A 15,138-nucleotide genomic window follows, 5' to 3' on the forward strand; every position below is an offset into this window, starting at 1 on the left:
GGACCGCGCCAGCTCAGGTGCCCGCGGTTCCGTCGCGGTGCCTCGCCGCCTCAGGCGGCGACATGCCGGGAGTCCAACTCATGCCCGACGGCGTAGCCGAGCCGGGCGTAGAGCGCCTTGGCCCGAAGGTTGTCGGCGTACACACCGAGGCTGACCCGCCCGAATCGGGACACCCCGGCGCGGGTGATGGCGGCGGTCAGGGCACTGCCCAGGCCGGAGCCGCGCAGGTCCGGGCGGGTTCCGATGCCGCCCAGGTGCACCGCGTTGACCCAGTCGAAGGACCCGGCCACCGCGGCCAGTTCGGCGGCGCCCCGCCAGATGCCGAACCAGGTGCTCCCGGACCGGTCCGGCCCGAAGTGGGTTCCGGGCAAAGCCACCGCCTGCACGGCGTGGATCTGCTCGAGGTGCCGGGGGATCTCCAAGGGCACCACCTGGTCCTCGAGGTGGTGCGCCGGTGGTACCTGCTCGGTCCACATCCAGTCCCAGCGCCCCCGGCGCGGCAGGTTCCACCGGTCACGGAGCGCGGCCGGCAGCAGGTCCCAAGCGCCCGGTGGCAGTGACACGCTCTGCGGCGCGAACCCGTGCAGCACCTCCTCGCTCCGGTTCGCCACCAACTCGGCCACCGCACCGGGATCCCCGAGCGCCGTGATCGAGCGGGCCCGCCCCGGGTGGTGACCGGCCCGGGCGGCCATGCCCACCACCAGCGCACGCGGTGCGCACAGGTACCGGGCCTCATGCCAGCGCCAGCGGTCCCCGATCACGAACGGGTGCTGCGCCCATGGCCCTGGCAGGCCGGTCAGGGGTGGTGGTTCGGGCGGGGTCGGGCTACTGCCCACCGCCTGCTCCCGCGGATGCGCCCTCGTCCCTGCCGCCGTCCCGATCCCCGTCGTCACCGCGCGCACCTGCCGGTGCCGGGCGGGCGTCCACGCCGGCCTCCTTGCGCTGCTGGGCGGTGATCGGGGCCGGCGCGTCGGTGAGAGGGTCGATCCCACCGCCGGACTTGGGGAAGGCGATCACGTCGCGGATCGACTCGCTACCGGCCAGCAGCGCCACCACCCGGTCCCAGCCGAAGGCGATGCCGCCGTGCGGGGGCGCCCCGTAGGCGAACGCCTCGAGCAGGAACCCGAACTTCTCGTTCGCCTCCTCCTCCGACAGGCCCATGATCGCAAAGACGCGCTGCTGCACCTCGCGCTGGTGGATCCGGATCGAGCCGCCGCCGATCTCGTGCCCGTTGCAAACCAGGTCGTAGGCGTGCGCCAAGGCTGCGCCCGGGTCGTCCTCGAGGGTCTCCAGGAACTCCGGCTTCGGTGCGGTAAAAGCGTGGTGCACCGCGGTCCAGGCACCGGTACCCACCGCCACGTCCCCGGCAGCGACGGCCTCACCGGCGGGTTCGAACACCGGAGCGTCCACCACCCACAGCAGTGACCATGCGTCGTGGTCGATCAACCCGCACCGTTGCGCGATCTCCACCCGGGCTGCGCCGAGCAGCGCCCGGGACGCCTTGACCGGTCCGGCGGCGAAGAAGATCGCGTCCCCGGGTGCGGCGCCCACGTGTGCGGCCAGGCCGTCCCGTTCGGTGTCGGAGAGGTTCTTGGCCACCGGGCCTGCGAGGGTGCCGTCGGTGCTTACCGTGACGTAGGCCAGGCCCTTGGCCCCGCGCTGGCGGGCCCACTCCTGCCAGGCATCGAACTGCCGGCGGGGCTGGTCGGCGCCACCGGGCATCACCACGGCACCTACGTAGGGTGCCTGGAACACCCGGAAGGGAGTGTCGGCGAAGTACTCGGTGCACTCGGTCAACTCGAGGTCGAAGCGCAGGTCCGGCTTGTCGGTGCCATAGCGAGCCATCGCCTCGGCGTAGGTAATCCGCGGCAGCGGGGTGGTGATCGACACGTCGATGAGCGCCCAGAGGGCGCCGATGATCCGCTCCGAGAGGGCGATGACGTCCTCCTGGCTGACGAATGCCATCTCGATGTCGAGTTGGGTGAACTCCGGCTGCCGGTCGGCCCGGAAATCCTCATCCCGGTAGCAGCGGGCGATCTGGTAGTAGCGCTCTATCCCGGCCACCATCAGCAGCTGCTTGAACAGTTGCGGGCTCTGCGGCAGCGCATACCACGAGCCGGGCTGCAGCCGCGCCGGCACGAGGAAGTCCCGCGCCCCCTCGGGGGTGGACCGCGTCAGCGTGGGAGTTTCCACCTCGACGAAGTCGTGGGCGGCCAGCACATCCCGGGCCGCCGCGCCCGCCGCCGATCGCAGCCGCAGCGCGCGCGCCGGGCCCGGGCGGCGCAGGTCCAGGTAGCGATGCTTCAGCCGCGCCTCCTCTCCCACTGCAGCACTCTCCTCCAGGGCCGTGGAGACCTGGAATGGCAGTGCGGCGGCGGAGTTGAGGACGACGACCTCGGTCGCGGTGACCTCGATCTCACCGGTTGCCAGGGCCGGGTTCTCGTTGCCCTCCGGTCGCACCCCGACGGTGCCGGTCACCGAGAGCACGTACTCGCTCCGCAGCGGGTGGGCTACCTCCTCGTCCCGGATCACCACCTGCACGATGCCGCTGGCGTCGCGCAGATCGATGAACGCCACCCCGCCGTGGTCACGGCGACGATCCACCCACCCGGCCAAGGTCACGGTGGAACCGGTGTCGGTGGTCCGCAGGGCACCTGCGGGGTGGGTGCGTAGCAACGGGTGGTCCTTCCTCATCGGTGCACCGGCCACGGGTTGACCCGGCGCACCGACGATCCTAGATCACCGCCGAGCCGGCTCGCCGTCTGGACCGTGGCCCCTCCCGGGCGGCCTGCACCGCCTCGGCGTAGCGTGCCCCGGTCTCCGCGGCGCGCTGGGCCGGGGCCACGACGGCCTCATCCACCCGCGAACCCACGGCCCGGGTGAGGTCACGCACGGCACGCGCGCCCCGCCGTCGGGCTCCGATGCCGGTTGCGATCCGGGAGATGCCGGCGAGGAGCAGACCGCCGGCCAGGCCGGCCAGGAACAGTGCGGTAGGCCACGGGATTGCCGGCAGCACGGCGCCGTGCTGGCCGAGCGGAACCGGGCCGAGTCGGGGCGGTGGACCGGTGGGGATCTGCAGGTAGCCGGCCGCCGCCAGCACACCGAGCCACAACGCGCCGGCGGCCAGCAGCGCCAGCAGCACCCAGTGCAGCAAGGAGACCACCGGCCACCACCGGGCCGGCCGGGGTCGCGGGGTGGTGCGCACCACCACGGCGTCCAGGGTGTCGGTCAGCGCCTCAGCGGTTACCTGTGCCGCCGTGCGCAGGTAGGTGTACCAGGGCTCGCGCGCGTCCTGGGCGAGGGTGCGGCCGATCCGCGCCAGGGCGGCGTCCACCCGGGCCACCTCGACCGCCCCCGGGTCCGGGCGCGAGGTGACGGTGGTCACCGGTTCCTGCTCCTCGCTCCGGTCTTCAGGCCCCTGGGGCATGATCTGCCTGGCCCGGTCCGGCGCGGTGGTGGGCAGGCGGAGCCTGCTGATCGGGTCGGGGCGCAGACGCCGCACCCAGCGGGTCAAGGGCCACCCGGTGCGGGCCCGGGAGCGATGCCGGAACGAACCCGCCACGGCCGCACCGACCCGCTCGACCCCGGCCGCCCGCGCCATCGCCGTGTGCACCTCGCGCACCTGGACCGTGCTCAGTGACGCCGACGGCGGGGGCGGGTAGGCCCGCGCGAGTTCGTCCGCGGCGGCGGTCACTTCGGCCGCCAGGCGGGCGTGCGCCGCCGTGCGGGCTCCGGCGAAGTCGGTGACCACCTGCCGCAACCGCGCCACGCCGGTTCCGGTGGTGGCGGAGGTGGCCAGCACGTGCGCCGGGGCGATCCCGTCCTTGGCCAGGCGCCGGTCCAGGTCCGCCAGCACCGCCTGAAGGTCGTCCGGGGTGAGCGTGTCGATCTGGTTCAGCACCACCACCGTGACCTCGGCATGCTGTGCCATCGGGCGTAGGTACCGGGTGTGCACCACAGCGTCGGCGTACTTCTGGGGGTCCAGCACCCAGAGGAGCACATCCACCGTTTCGATCAGAGCGTCGGCGATGCGGTGGTGGTCGATGTGGACCGAATCGACATCCGGCAGGTCCACCAGGATCAGGCCCTCGGCCAGCTCGGGCTCGTGCCGGCGTTGGTCCACCTCGAGCCAGTCCAGCAAAGCGGCCCCGTCGGCGTCGCCGGAGAAAACCCCCACCGCGGTGGCCGTGGTGGGCCGGCGGGCTCCCACCGTGGCCGCCTGGGTTCCGCTGACGGCGTTCACCAGCGAGGACTTGCCCGACCCGGTGGCACCGGCGAAGGCGACGACCGTGTGCGCGGTGGACAGACCCTGCCGTGCCGCCACCCGGTCCAGAACCGCCCGGGCCTGCTGCACCGGGCCGGGCGTGGGCAGGGTGGCGGGGTCCAATCCCTCCACCAGGGCGGTGGCCTGCTCCAGGGCGCCGATACGCGAGGCCAGGTCCCCGCCAACGCGCCTCACGTGTTCATCCTCGCGCGCACCAGCGCCACTGCCTCGGTGAGCCGTGCGCGGGCGTCTCGGGGCGGGTCCGTGGGCACCAGGTCGGTGAACCGGGCGACCTCGACGGACATCAGGTCCTCGACCCGCGCGAGCAGGTCGGTTCGTGCGGCGGTGGTCAGCCGTCGCACGGCGTCGTCGCCGAAGACCGCCTCCAGGACCTTCTGGGCGACGACGGCGGTGCCACCGGCGACGGCCACCTCCCCTCCGGTCAGACCGCCGGTGGAGGCGAAGACGAGCACCATCAGGGCCACCCCGACGCCGTTCACCCCGAAGGCCAGCAACCGGGCGGTGGTGCGCTTCCCGGCGCCCTCGGAGCCGACCAGTTCGAGCAGGTGCCGTTGCCATGCGCGGATCTGCCCGGCGGCCCGCTCGGAGAAGTCCGCACTTGCCCGCCCGGGCAGGGCCCGGGCGGCGAGATCACGTCCGGCACCGTCCCTCGCCCAGGCCGCGCGGGCCCGCTCGGCGCTGGCGTCGGCGTGGGCGGTGAGCAGTGCGTGCAGCCCGTCGGTGATCGCCACCTCGACCTGCTGCTCCGGCGGGGGCCTCCGGGTCACGTAAGCACTGATCCGGTCCCGGGCGCGGCCGATCCGGGACTGCAGATTCTGGAAGAATTCGCCGGCGCCGACCAGGTCCTGCCAGCGGGCCAGCACCTCCCCGCGCAGCATCGCGCCGTCGCTGAGGGCCGCGCGCACCGCATCGGTACGGTAGGCCTGCGTGGCAAGGGTGTGCAGATGCTGGGCCGCGGCGTCCTGGTCCGTGAGTGCCTCGATCAGGGTCTCGGCCTGGCCCAGGGCGTGGCCGGTGGCCCCGGTGAGGGTGCGGCGCACCACCTCACCGCGGGCCTGGGCGTCCGCGCTCAATCCGTGCAGCCAGTCGCGTACCGGTTGCGCCGCACCGTCCGGCAGCAGGCCCTGGCTCGTCAGGTCCGACTCGGGTATGTCGAACAGGGGCGCCGCGCCCAGCCCGTTGCCGCGGAGCATCCGCGTCAGGTCGGCGTGTACCTCCTGCCGCACCCGGGGCGGAATCCGGTCCAGCACCACCGCGATGACCACGTTGCGCTCGGCCGCCAGGTTGAGGAGTTCCCAGGGCACCGCGTCGGCGTACCGGTGGGCTGTGGTCACGAACAGCCACAGGTCGGCCGCGGCGAGCAGTTGATGAGCGAGTTCCCGGTTCTGTTCGACCACCGAGTCCAGGTCGGGAGCGTCCAGCAACGCCAGGCCCGCGGGCAGTGCCTCCGACGTCACCATCCGCAGGGCGGCGCGCCCCGGGGGCACATCCACGGAACTGGCTTGTGGTGCGGTCCCTTCGCCGTGGGTGCGCACCAGAGTCGGAAGTACCCGGTTCCCGGCGAACCAGTCCCTGTCCTGCGGGTGGTGAATCAGCACCGGGCTGCGGGTGGTGGGCCGCAGGGCTCCGGAGGCACTGATCGGGGCACCGATCAGGGAGTTGACCAGGGTGGACTTGCCCGCCCCTGTCGACCCGCCCACCACCGCCAGCAGCGGTGCGTCCACGTCCGCGTAACGAGGCAACAGGTAGTCGTCGATCTGATCCAGCAGCCGCGACCGGTCCTGGGTGGCCGCCGCACTGGTCGCGGTGGTCAGCGGAAACTGCGCGCGGGCGATCGACGCACGCAACTGTCCCAGCGCTGCCTCCATACTGCGATCATGCCAGCCGCATCCTCGCGGCACACGGCGTGCCGACCGGCTCGCCGGGCCCGCGATGTGGCCGCGCGAAGGCCGGTGAGGTTGCGCACACTGCTGGGGCGGGCGGAGCGCTGGGCGATACAGTGGTGCCTTCTGGAGCGCACGAGCCGCGCACAGGCCCTGCGATGGCACCTTCGTGACCATCGACCGTGGTGCGAGAAGCGCATCGGCGGCGTCGGGCCGAGGCGGACGCGGACCAACCGGGTCCGCACAGTTCCACCTCGTCTTCGATTGGACACCGTCATGCCTGACGCCAGCACCCCTGCCACGAGCAATTTCGCGGACCTGGGTCTTGCCCCGCACCTGCTCACCGCGATCACCGAGATGGGTTATCGCGAGCCGACCCAGATCCAGACCGCGGCCATCCCGCCGCTGCTGGCCGGACGCGACGTCACCGGTGTCGCCCAGACCGGGACCGGCAAGACCGCCGCCTTCGGCCTGCCCCTGCTGGCCGCCGTCGACGCCGACCGGGCGGGCGTGCAGGCCCTGGTGCTGACCCCGACCCGGGAACTGGCGATCCAGGTGGCCGATGCACTCACCCAGATGGCCTCGACCTCCCCCGGCCTGGACGTGCTTCCCATCTACGGCGGCGCCTCCTATGTCACCCAGCTCCGTGCCCTCAAGTCGGGCACGCAGGTGGTGGTGGGCACCCCCGGCCGGGTGATCGATCTGGCCGAGCGCGGCAGCCTGGACCTGAGCGGGGTCTCCTATCTGGTGCTGGACGAGGCCGATGAGATGCTGCGGATGGGTTTCGCCGAGGACGTCGAGGTGATCCTCACCCACACCGGTACCGACACCCCGAAGCAGGTCGCCCTGTTCTCCGCCACGATGCCCTCCGCGATCCGCAAGGTGGCCAGGGAGCACCTGAACAACCCGGTCGAACTGGCCACGTCCGCTCCGTCCTCCACCACCACCATGATCACCCAGACCTACGCCGTCGTGCCGTTCCGGCACAAGGTGGGGGCGCTGTCCCGGGTGCTGGCCACGACGGCAGCCGATGCCACCCTGGTGTTCGTGCGCACCCGCGACACCGCCGAGGAAGTCGCCCTGGAACTGACCGCCCGCGGCACCCCCGCGGCGTCGATCAGTGGGGACGTGCCCCAGCGGGAACGTGAGCGGATCGTGCAACGACTGCGCAGCGGCGGCCTGGACGTGCTGATCGCCACCGACGTCGCCGCACGTGGCCTCGATGTGGACCGGATCGGCCTGGTGGTCAACTTCGACGTCCCGCGCGAGGTCGAGGCCTACGTGCACCGGATCGGGCGCACCGGCCGGGCCGGGCGCTCCGGTACCGCACTGACGTTCTTCACTCCGCGCGAGCGCAACCGGCTGACCGCGATCGAGCGGGTCACGGGCAGCTCGCTGCAGGAGGTGGACATCCCTACTCCGGCCCAGGTGAGCAAGCACCGCGCCCAGCGCGTGCTGGCCGAACTGGGCGAGCGGATCGGCCGCGGCCGCCTGGACCTCTACCGCGAGCAGTTGCAGGCCTACACCGACGACGGCGCGGTCGAACCCCTCGAGGTGGCGGCGGCACTACTGGCACTACAGGTGGGTGATGACGGCCCGGCTCCCCGCCAGGACCGCGCCGGAGGCGAGTCCGGCACGCTCGGGGTGGCCGGCGCCGATCGTTCCGGCGCCGCTCGGCGCCCCGGCGCCGTGGCTGCATCGGCACACACCGGCCGCGATGAGCGGCCGGCGCGTGCCAGGTTCGATTCCGCCCGTTCCGGGGCCGACCGTCCCATGACCCGGCGCACCCCCGGGCGCACCTCTCGGGGCACGGTCTACCGGGTCGCCGTCGGGCACACCCACGGCGCCCGTCCCGAGGCGATCGTCGGTGCGATCACGAACGAGGGCGGGTTGCGCGGATCCGACCTGGGCAAGATCGAGATCTTCTCCCGCTTCTCCCTCGTGGAGGTCAACGCACAGGTCACCGACGAGGCTTCTCGTCGCCTCGACCGGGCGGTCGTGGCCGGCCGTCCGATGCACTTTCGTCCCGACACCGGAGCACCGGGCGGCACCGCGGATCGGGGCGGCGCCCGGCCCCGGCGCACGCACGACGCCGGCAGCGGACGGCGTGCGATGACGAAGCCGGCGAGGGCAGCCAAAGTCCCCACGGCCGCCAAGCAGGGCCGCAAGCCCCGGCACACCGCTGCGCGGACCCGCCCCGGCCGGCAGCGCTGACCGCGCGCGGGTTCGGCGTGCGCGGCCGCGGGCTCGTGGGTTCGGCGTGCGCGGCCGCGCCGGACCTGCGATCAGGCCGGAGCCGGTCCCGGCAGCACCCGGGGCCACAGGTCGTCAGCCGGCGGTGTCCACGCGGCGGCGTCGGCGGCGACCTGCTCCCCCGACCGGATGTCCTTGACCTCGGCGCGCTCGCGCCGGGTCCCGGCGGGGAACCACACGAACGGGATGCCCCGCCGGTCGGCGTACCGGATCTGCTTGCCGAACTTCGCCGCGCTGGGAGCCACCTCCGCCGGGATGCCACGGGCACGCAACCCTGCCGCGTCGGCGTTGCTGCGGGCACGCTCGTCCTCATCGGTGACTGCCACGAGCACCGCGGCCGGTACCGACCGGGTGGCGTGCATCAGGCCTGCCGAGAGGACCCTGGAGGTCAGCCGGGACACTCCGATGGACAGGCCCACCCCCGGATAGGTGCGCCGTCCGTCGGTGGCCAGGGAGTCATACCGGCCCCCGGAACAGATCGACCCAAGGTCCTCGTGCCCCACCAGCACCGTCTCGTAAACGGTCCCGGTGTAGTAGTCCAGGCCACGGGCGATCCGCAGATCGGCCGTGACCACGCCCGGCACCTCGGCCCCGGCGGCGTCGACGAGTGCGCGCAGTTGCCCCAGGCCCTCCTCCAGCAGGGGGTGGCTCACCCCGAGGTTGCGCACCCGGGCTTCCACCTCCGCGCCCGTGCCACTGATCCGGGCCAGTTCGAGGGCAGCCTCGGCCTGGGACCGGGTCAACCCGATCTGGTCGGTCAGCACGGCCCGTACGCCGTCGTCGCCGATCTTGTCCAGTTTGTCGATGGTGCGCAGGGTGCCCTCGACGTCGGTGACCCCGACGCCCTCGTAGAACCCTTGGGAGACCTTGCGGTTGTTCACTCCGATGCGCACCGCCGGTAGCCCGTCACCGGTTAGCGCGTTCAGCGCGTGCGCGGCTACCAGCACCGCCTCCACCTCGTAGTGGAAGGGCAGTTCATCGGCGCCGACCACATCGATATCGGCCTGCAGGAACTCCCGGTAGCGGCCCTCCTGGGGCCGTTCCCCGCGCCAGGCCTTCTGGATCTGGAACCGCTTGAACGGGAACTGCAACCGGCCGGCGTTCTCCACCACGTAGCGGGCCAGCGGCACCGTCAGGTCGAAGTGCAGGCCCAGCGTGCGGTCGTCGGTGGTGTCGGTCTCGTCCGCGTGCAGCCGGCGCAGCAGGTAGACCTCCTTCGACGTCTCGCCCTTGGCCACCAGCCGGTCCAGGGGTTCCACGGCCCGGGTCTCGATGCCGGCGTAGCCGTGCAGGCTGAACACGCGCCGCACGGTGGCGGTGATGTGTTCCTCCACGATGCGTTCGCCGGGGAGTAGTTCGGGGAATCCGGACAGTGGTGCGGGACGGGCCATGGGCACATTCTGGCACCGAAGCGGCCGGCCCCGACGCAGCGGCCGCATCGTGGGCCGTGCCCGGAACCGGTGGCACCGGCACGCACCGTGCTTTGTGACCATCCCGTGACCCATAAGAGCGCTAGTGGCGGCCGCAGATATGGCAGCGTTTATCTAGACTGGTGTGCGCTCAGCAAGCGCCAGCACCGACGCACTACAGGAGGAACCGGGCTTGAGCCCCAGCAAACGAGAGCGCGAACGGGCGCGCCAGTTGCACGACAAGCGCCTCGCTCGCCAGCAACGGGCCAAAGTCCGGCGTCAGCGCACCATCGCAATCGTGGTGGTGGGCACCCTGGTGCTGTCCGGTCTGGTCATCGCTCTGCTGACCTATGGCTTCGGTGGTGACGACTCCGATCAGGCCGAGACCCCGACCGACCCCGGCGCGCAGACCGATCCGATCGATGAAGCCGACCAGGATGCGCCACCAGCCGATCCCGAGCCCCTGCCGAGCATCGACGCCCCCCAGTACGACGCCGCGCCGGACGCCTCGCTGGCCGAAGACCGTACCTGGCAGGCCACCGTCGACACCAGCGTGGGCACGGTCCAACTCGAACTCGACGGTGCTGCGGCACCCCAGGCGGTGGCCAACTTCGTGCACCTGGCATCGGACGGGTACTTCGACGGCACCGCCTGCCACCGGCTGCTGCCCGAGTCCCTCCTGCAGTGCGGTGACCCCACCGCAACCGGGACGGGTGGGCCCGGGTACAGCTTCGGCCCTATCGAGAACGCACCCGAGGACGACGTCTATCCCGCCGGTACCGTGGCGATGGCCCGCGTGGGCGGGGATGGGGAGTCCATGGGCTCCCAGTTCTTCCTCGTTTTCGCCGACGTGCCGCTGCCGGCCGACGACGCCGGTGGGTACAGCGTGTTCGGTACTGTCACCGAAGGCCTGGACCTCCTTGCCGAGGTCGGGTCCGCCGGACTCGGAACCGAGGGCGAACGACCTGCGATCGACGTGATCATCGAGAATGTGGAGATCCAATGAGTGCACCGGAGCACCCCAGCACCCCCGAGGCGCAGCCCGAGCCCGTGGGCACCACACACGACGGAGCAGATCAGGTGATCCACGATGCCGACGCCGTCAGCGCACCGGCTGATGGAGGCGATGTAGCCGCAGCCACCGAGCAGGACACAGGCGCCCAAGCGGGCGCAGCCACGGACGAGGCTGACGGCACCGAGGAAGCAGGAGCCGAGCCGGTTGCGGCCGAGGAGTCGCCCGCGCGAGAGCCAAGGCCGACGCCCAAGCCGAGTTCGGTACCCAAGCCGAGCATGCTCGCCCGGCCCCGCCCCGGTGGTCCGCCCGCACCGGTGGCTGCGGCCGCTCCGAACCCGCCTGCCGCTCGGGCCACTGCCGCACAGCCCGGCGGTGCCGAGGCACCGATGGACCCCGAGCAGGTCGCGGCGGCCGCGGAGTTCGGCAGGGTCGACGACGATGGCACCGTCTACGTCAAGGAACCCTCAGGTGACCGGGTGGTGGGCCAGTACCCCGGAGTCTCCGCCGAGGAGGCCATGGCACTGTACATCCGCCGGTACCTGGACCTGAAGGCTCAGGTGGACCTGTTCGCCGCACGGCTGGGTCAACTCGGGGCCAAGGACCTGGATGCGACGCTGGCCACCCTGGGTGAGGCCATTGCCGAACCCGCTGTGGTGGGCGATCTGCAGTCCCTCCGCGACCAGGTGGCCGCCCTGGAGGCCCAGGCCCAACTGCGCAAGGCCGAACTGGCCGCCGACCGTGCCGCAGCCAAGGAGAAGGCGCTGGCCGAACGCAACACCATCGTGGAGCGGGCGGAGAAGATCGCCGAGCGCGACCCGGCCCGCATCCAGTGGCGCCAGGACGGGCAGCGACTGCGGGACCTGCTCGAGCAGTGGAAGCAGGCCCAGCGTTCGGGGCCACGACTGGACCGTGGCACCGAGGACGCGCTCTGGAAGCGCTTCTCCGCAGCCCGCACCCATTTCGACCGGGTGCGGCGCCAGTACTTCGCCGAACTCGACCGCGTCCACGCCGAGGTCAAGGCCACCAAGGAGAAATTGATCGCCCGCGCCGAGGCGATGAACACCTCGACCGACTGGGGCGGCACCTCAGCCGCCTACCGTGAGTTGATGGAGGAGTGGAAGCGCGCCGGGCGTGCCTCCCGTAAGGACGACGACGCCCTGTGGGCGCGGTTCCGCGCCGCGCAGGACGTGTTCTTCGATGCCAGGCAGGCCGCGAACAACGCGATCGACGCCGAGTACGGCGAGAACCTGAAGGTCAAGGAACAGCTGCTTAGCGAGGCCGAGGCCCTTGTGCCGGTGCGCGACCTGGACCGGGCCAAGGCGGCACTGCGCGACATCCAGGACCGCTGGGAGGCTGCCGGCAAGGTGCCCCGCGCCGATATCGGCCGGGTCGAAGGGCGCCTCCGGGCGGTGGAGCAGGCGATCCGGGACGTGGAACAGGCGCAGTGGCGCAAGTCGAACCCGAGGGTGCGGGCCCGCGCCGAAGGCGCCGCGGCCCAGTTGGAGGCGGCGATCGAGAGCCTGGAGAAGGACCTGGCCCGGGCCGAGGCGAGCGGCGACGAGAAGGCGATCACCAAGGCCTCCGATGCTCTGGCCGCCCGGAAGGCCTGGCTCGAACAGGTACTGCAGGCCGCCGACGACGCCCGCTGAGATTGCGCCGCTGACAGGGTGCACCGGCAGCGGCGACACAGTTCGGCGACGACGGCCGGTGTGGGTGCTGACCGGACCCACCCGCCGGCGAACCGGTTCAGGTTTCCTCGACGCTGCGTCCGGTGAGCACCTCTCGAGGCGTGCGCACCGGCGGGACAACGCGCTCGCCCTCGGCACCCTGTGGCTTCTTAGCAGGCTGGTCCTGGTCCGACTTGGTACCAGAAGACAACCTCGCCGGAGCTGGATCGGGCGACTCCGGCCGCTGCGGCGACGACTCAACCGCGGTGCTTGCGCGTTGCGGCGGACCGGCCGGTTTGGTTCCGGTGAGACGGAACACGTCGAAGACACCGTCGATCTGGTTCACCGCACGCAGGACGTGGCCCAGGTGTGACGGCTCGGCCATCTCGAACACGAACTTCAGGATCGCCACCCGGTCCTGGGAGGTCGTCACGTTCGCCGAGAGGATGTTCACGTGATTGTCCGAGAGCACCTTGGTCACGTCGGAGAGTAGGGCGCTGCGGTCCAGTGCCTCCACCTGGATCTGCACCAGGAAGACACTCTGGGCCGAGGGTGACCACTCCACCGCCACGATCCGGTCCGGTTGATCGCGCAAGCCCTCCAGGTTGCCGCAGTCCTCACGATGCACCGAGACCCCCGAGCCGCGGGTGATGAACCCCACGATCGGGTCGCCCGGCACCGGCGTACAGCAGCGCGCCAACTTGGTCCAGACATCGGCGTCGTCCATACCGGCGACGATGATGCCGGACTCCCCGGTGCGGGATCGCGTCCTGGCCGCACCCGGGCGGGCGACCTCGGCCATATCCTCCTCAGCACCGTCCTCACCGCCCAGACCCGCCACCAGTTTGCGCACCACGGTGCTGGCGGAGATGTTCCCCTCCCCTACCGCCGCGTACAACGCGGAGACATCCTGGTACTGCATCTCATCGGCCAGGACGATCAGAGTGTCGTGGCTGAGCATGCGCTGGATGGGCAGGTTCTGCTTGCGCAGGGCGCGGGCGATCGCGCTCTTACCCTGTTCGATCGCCTCCTCGCGGCGCTCCTTGGTGAACCACTGGCGGATCTTGTTGCGGGCACGGGGGCTCTTGACGAAACCCAGCCAGTCCCGGCTCGGGCCGGCGCCCTCGGCCCGGGAGGTGAAGACCTCCACGGTGTCGCCGTGCTCCAGCGCGGACTCCAGCGGCACCAACCGCCCGTTCACGCGGGCGCCAACCGTGCGGTGACCCACCTCGGTGTGTACCGCGTAGGCGAAGTCGACCGGCGTGGACCCGGACGGGAGCGCCAGCACGTCCCCCTTGGGGGTGAACACGTACACCTCGGTTCCCGACATCTCGAACCGCAGGGAGTCCAGGAACTCACCGGGATCAGCGGTCTCGCGCTGCCAGTCCACCAACTGGCGCAGCCACGGCATCTCGTCGGCATCGGTGCTGCGCCGGCCCGCACTGCGCGCGGCCTGCTTGTACTTCCAGTGCGCGGCCACGCCGTATTCGGCCCGACGGTGCATGTCATAACTGCGGATCTGGATCTCCACCGGCTTGCCCGTGGGGCCGATCACCGTGGTGTGCAGGGACTGGTACATATTGAACTTCGGCATCGCGATGTAGTCCTTGAACCGCCCCGGCACCGGGTTCCAGCGCGCGTGCAGCGCACCCAGCACGGCATAGCAGTCCCGCACCGACTCCACCAGCACGCGCACCCCGACCAGGTCATAGATATCGGCGAAGTCACGCCCACGCACGATCATCTTCTGATAGATCGAGTAGTAGTGCTTCGGCCGCCCGGTGACCGTGGCTTTGATCTTGGCCGCCTTGAGGTCATCGATCACCTGGGTGCGGACCTTGTTCAGGAACTCCTCGCGCGCCGGCGCGCGCTCGGCCACCAGGTGCACGATCTCCTCGTACACCTTCGGGTACAGGGTGGCGAAGGACAGGTCCTCCAACTCCCACTTGATGGTGTTCATGCCCAGCCGGTGGGCCAGCGGGGCGTAGATCTCGATCGTCTCGCGGGCCTTGCGGGCCGCGGACTTGGCCGAGACGTGTTTCCACGTCCGGGCGTTGTGCAGACGGTCAGCGAGCTTGATCATCAGCACCCGGATGTCTCGCGCCATCGCGATCACCATCTTGCGCACCGTCTCGGCCTGGGCGGCCTCGCCGTAGGAGACGCGGTCCAGTTTCGTGACGCCGTCGACCAGGAGCGCGAGTTCGTCGCCGAACTCCTCCCGCAGCTGCTCCAGGCTGTAGCTGGTGTCCTCCACCGTGTCGTGCAGCAGCGCGGCGGCCAGCGTGGGCGGGGTCAGTCCCAACTCGGCCAGGATCGTGGCCACCGCTACCGGGTGGGTGATGTAGGGGTCCCCGCTCTTGCGCGACTGGCCCTCGTGGGCTCGCGCCGCGACCTGGTAGGCGCGCTCGATCAGGGACAGATCCGCCTTGGGATGGTTGGACCGCACCACGGCCAGCAGCGGCTCCAGTGCCTTCGGGGTGGTGCTGGTCCGGGCGCCGAACCTGCCCAGCGCAGATCGCACACGCGATCCGGGCACCACCGGGTCCGCCGGGGCGGGAGTGGTGGTGCTCACCGGGGTGCGTTCGTCCATCTACCCATGGTACGCAACCTTGCGCCGATTGAGCCG

General features: G+C 71.3%; 9 protein-coding genes. 3 read left to right on the plus strand and 6 right to left on the minus strand.

The genetic code is table 11. From position 1 onward, the window contains the following. Nucleotides 1-50: 50 nt before the first annotated feature. The 4 genes from ACO0LU_RS09235 to ACO0LU_RS09250 are packed head-to-tail and all read right to left on the minus strand — an operon-like array spanning nt 51 to nt 6,153. The gene (locus tag ACO0LU_RS09235) at nt 51-836 is read right to left on the minus strand and encodes a GNAT family N-acetyltransferase (protein WP_424791074.1); all 786 of its coding nucleotides are present in this window, start codon (nt 834-836) and stop codon (nt 51-53) included. Next, nucleotides 826-2,676, minus strand: a complete 1,851-nt coding sequence (gene aspS / locus ACO0LU_RS09240; RefSeq protein WP_424791220.1) for an aspartate--tRNA ligase — start codon at nt 2,674-2,676, stop codon at nt 826-828. Before aspS ends, ACO0LU_RS09235 begins: the two co-directional genes overlap by 11 nt. 58 nt (nt 2,677-2,734) lie before the next feature. Next, on the minus strand, nt 2,735-4,459 hold the full coding sequence (locus ACO0LU_RS09245; RefSeq protein ID WP_424791075.1) for a GTPase: 1,725 nt from the start codon (nt 4,457-4,459) through the stop codon (nt 2,735-2,737). Beyond that, nucleotides 4,456-6,153 (minus strand): dynamin family protein, encoded by a 1,698-nt coding sequence (locus ACO0LU_RS09250; protein WP_424791076.1) that lies wholly within the window; start codon nt 6,151-6,153, stop codon nt 4,456-4,458. Before ACO0LU_RS09250 ends, ACO0LU_RS09245 begins: the two co-directional genes overlap by 4 nt. Before the next feature lie 291 nt (nt 6,154-6,444). Here ACO0LU_RS09250 and ACO0LU_RS09255 point away from each other — a divergent pair, with 291 nt between their 5' ends. Beyond that, a complete protein-coding gene (locus tag ACO0LU_RS09255; RefSeq protein WP_424791077.1) occupies nt 6,445-8,382 on the plus strand; it encodes a DEAD/DEAH box helicase in 1,938 nt (645 codons plus the stop codon). 71 nt (nt 8,383-8,453) lie between these two features. On the opposite strand, the gene hisS is transcribed toward ACO0LU_RS09255, so the two are convergent. Further along, nucleotides 8,454-9,812: a histidine--tRNA ligase gene (gene hisS / locus ACO0LU_RS09260; RefSeq protein WP_424791078.1), complete on the minus strand. Its 1,359-nt coding sequence runs from the start codon at nt 9,810-9,812 to the stop codon at nt 8,454-8,456. A gap of 211 nt (nt 9,813-10,023) precedes the next feature. On the opposite strand from hisS, the gene ACO0LU_RS09265 reads away from it, so the two are divergent. Both ACO0LU_RS09265 and ACO0LU_RS09270 read left to right on the plus strand, forming a co-directional pair. Continuing rightward, nucleotides 10,024-10,836 carry a peptidylprolyl isomerase gene (locus ACO0LU_RS09265; RefSeq protein ID WP_424791079.1) on the plus strand — a complete coding sequence of 271 codons (813 nt, stop codon included), beginning with the start codon at nt 10,024-10,026 and terminating at the stop codon, nt 10,834-10,836. Next, nucleotides 10,833-12,494 (plus strand): DUF349 domain-containing protein, encoded by a 1,662-nt coding sequence (locus ACO0LU_RS09270; RefSeq protein WP_424791080.1) that lies wholly within the window; start codon nt 10,833-10,835, stop codon nt 12,492-12,494. The genes ACO0LU_RS09265 and ACO0LU_RS09270 overlap by 4 nt, the downstream gene beginning before the upstream one ends. Before the next feature lie 97 nt (nt 12,495-12,591). Here the strand turns inward: ACO0LU_RS09270 and ACO0LU_RS09275 are convergent, their stop codons facing one another. Beyond that, nucleotides 12,592-15,102, minus strand: coding sequence for a RelA/SpoT family protein (locus ACO0LU_RS09275; RefSeq protein WP_424791081.1), 2,511 nt, complete (start codon nt 15,100-15,102; stop codon nt 12,592-12,594). Nucleotides 15,103-15,138 lie beyond the last annotated feature (36 nt).

Source organism: Pseudactinotalea sp. Z1748, from assembly GCF_049725185.1.
GTDB lineage: Bacteria > Actinomycetota > Actinomycetes > Actinomycetales > Beutenbergiaceae > CALKWS01.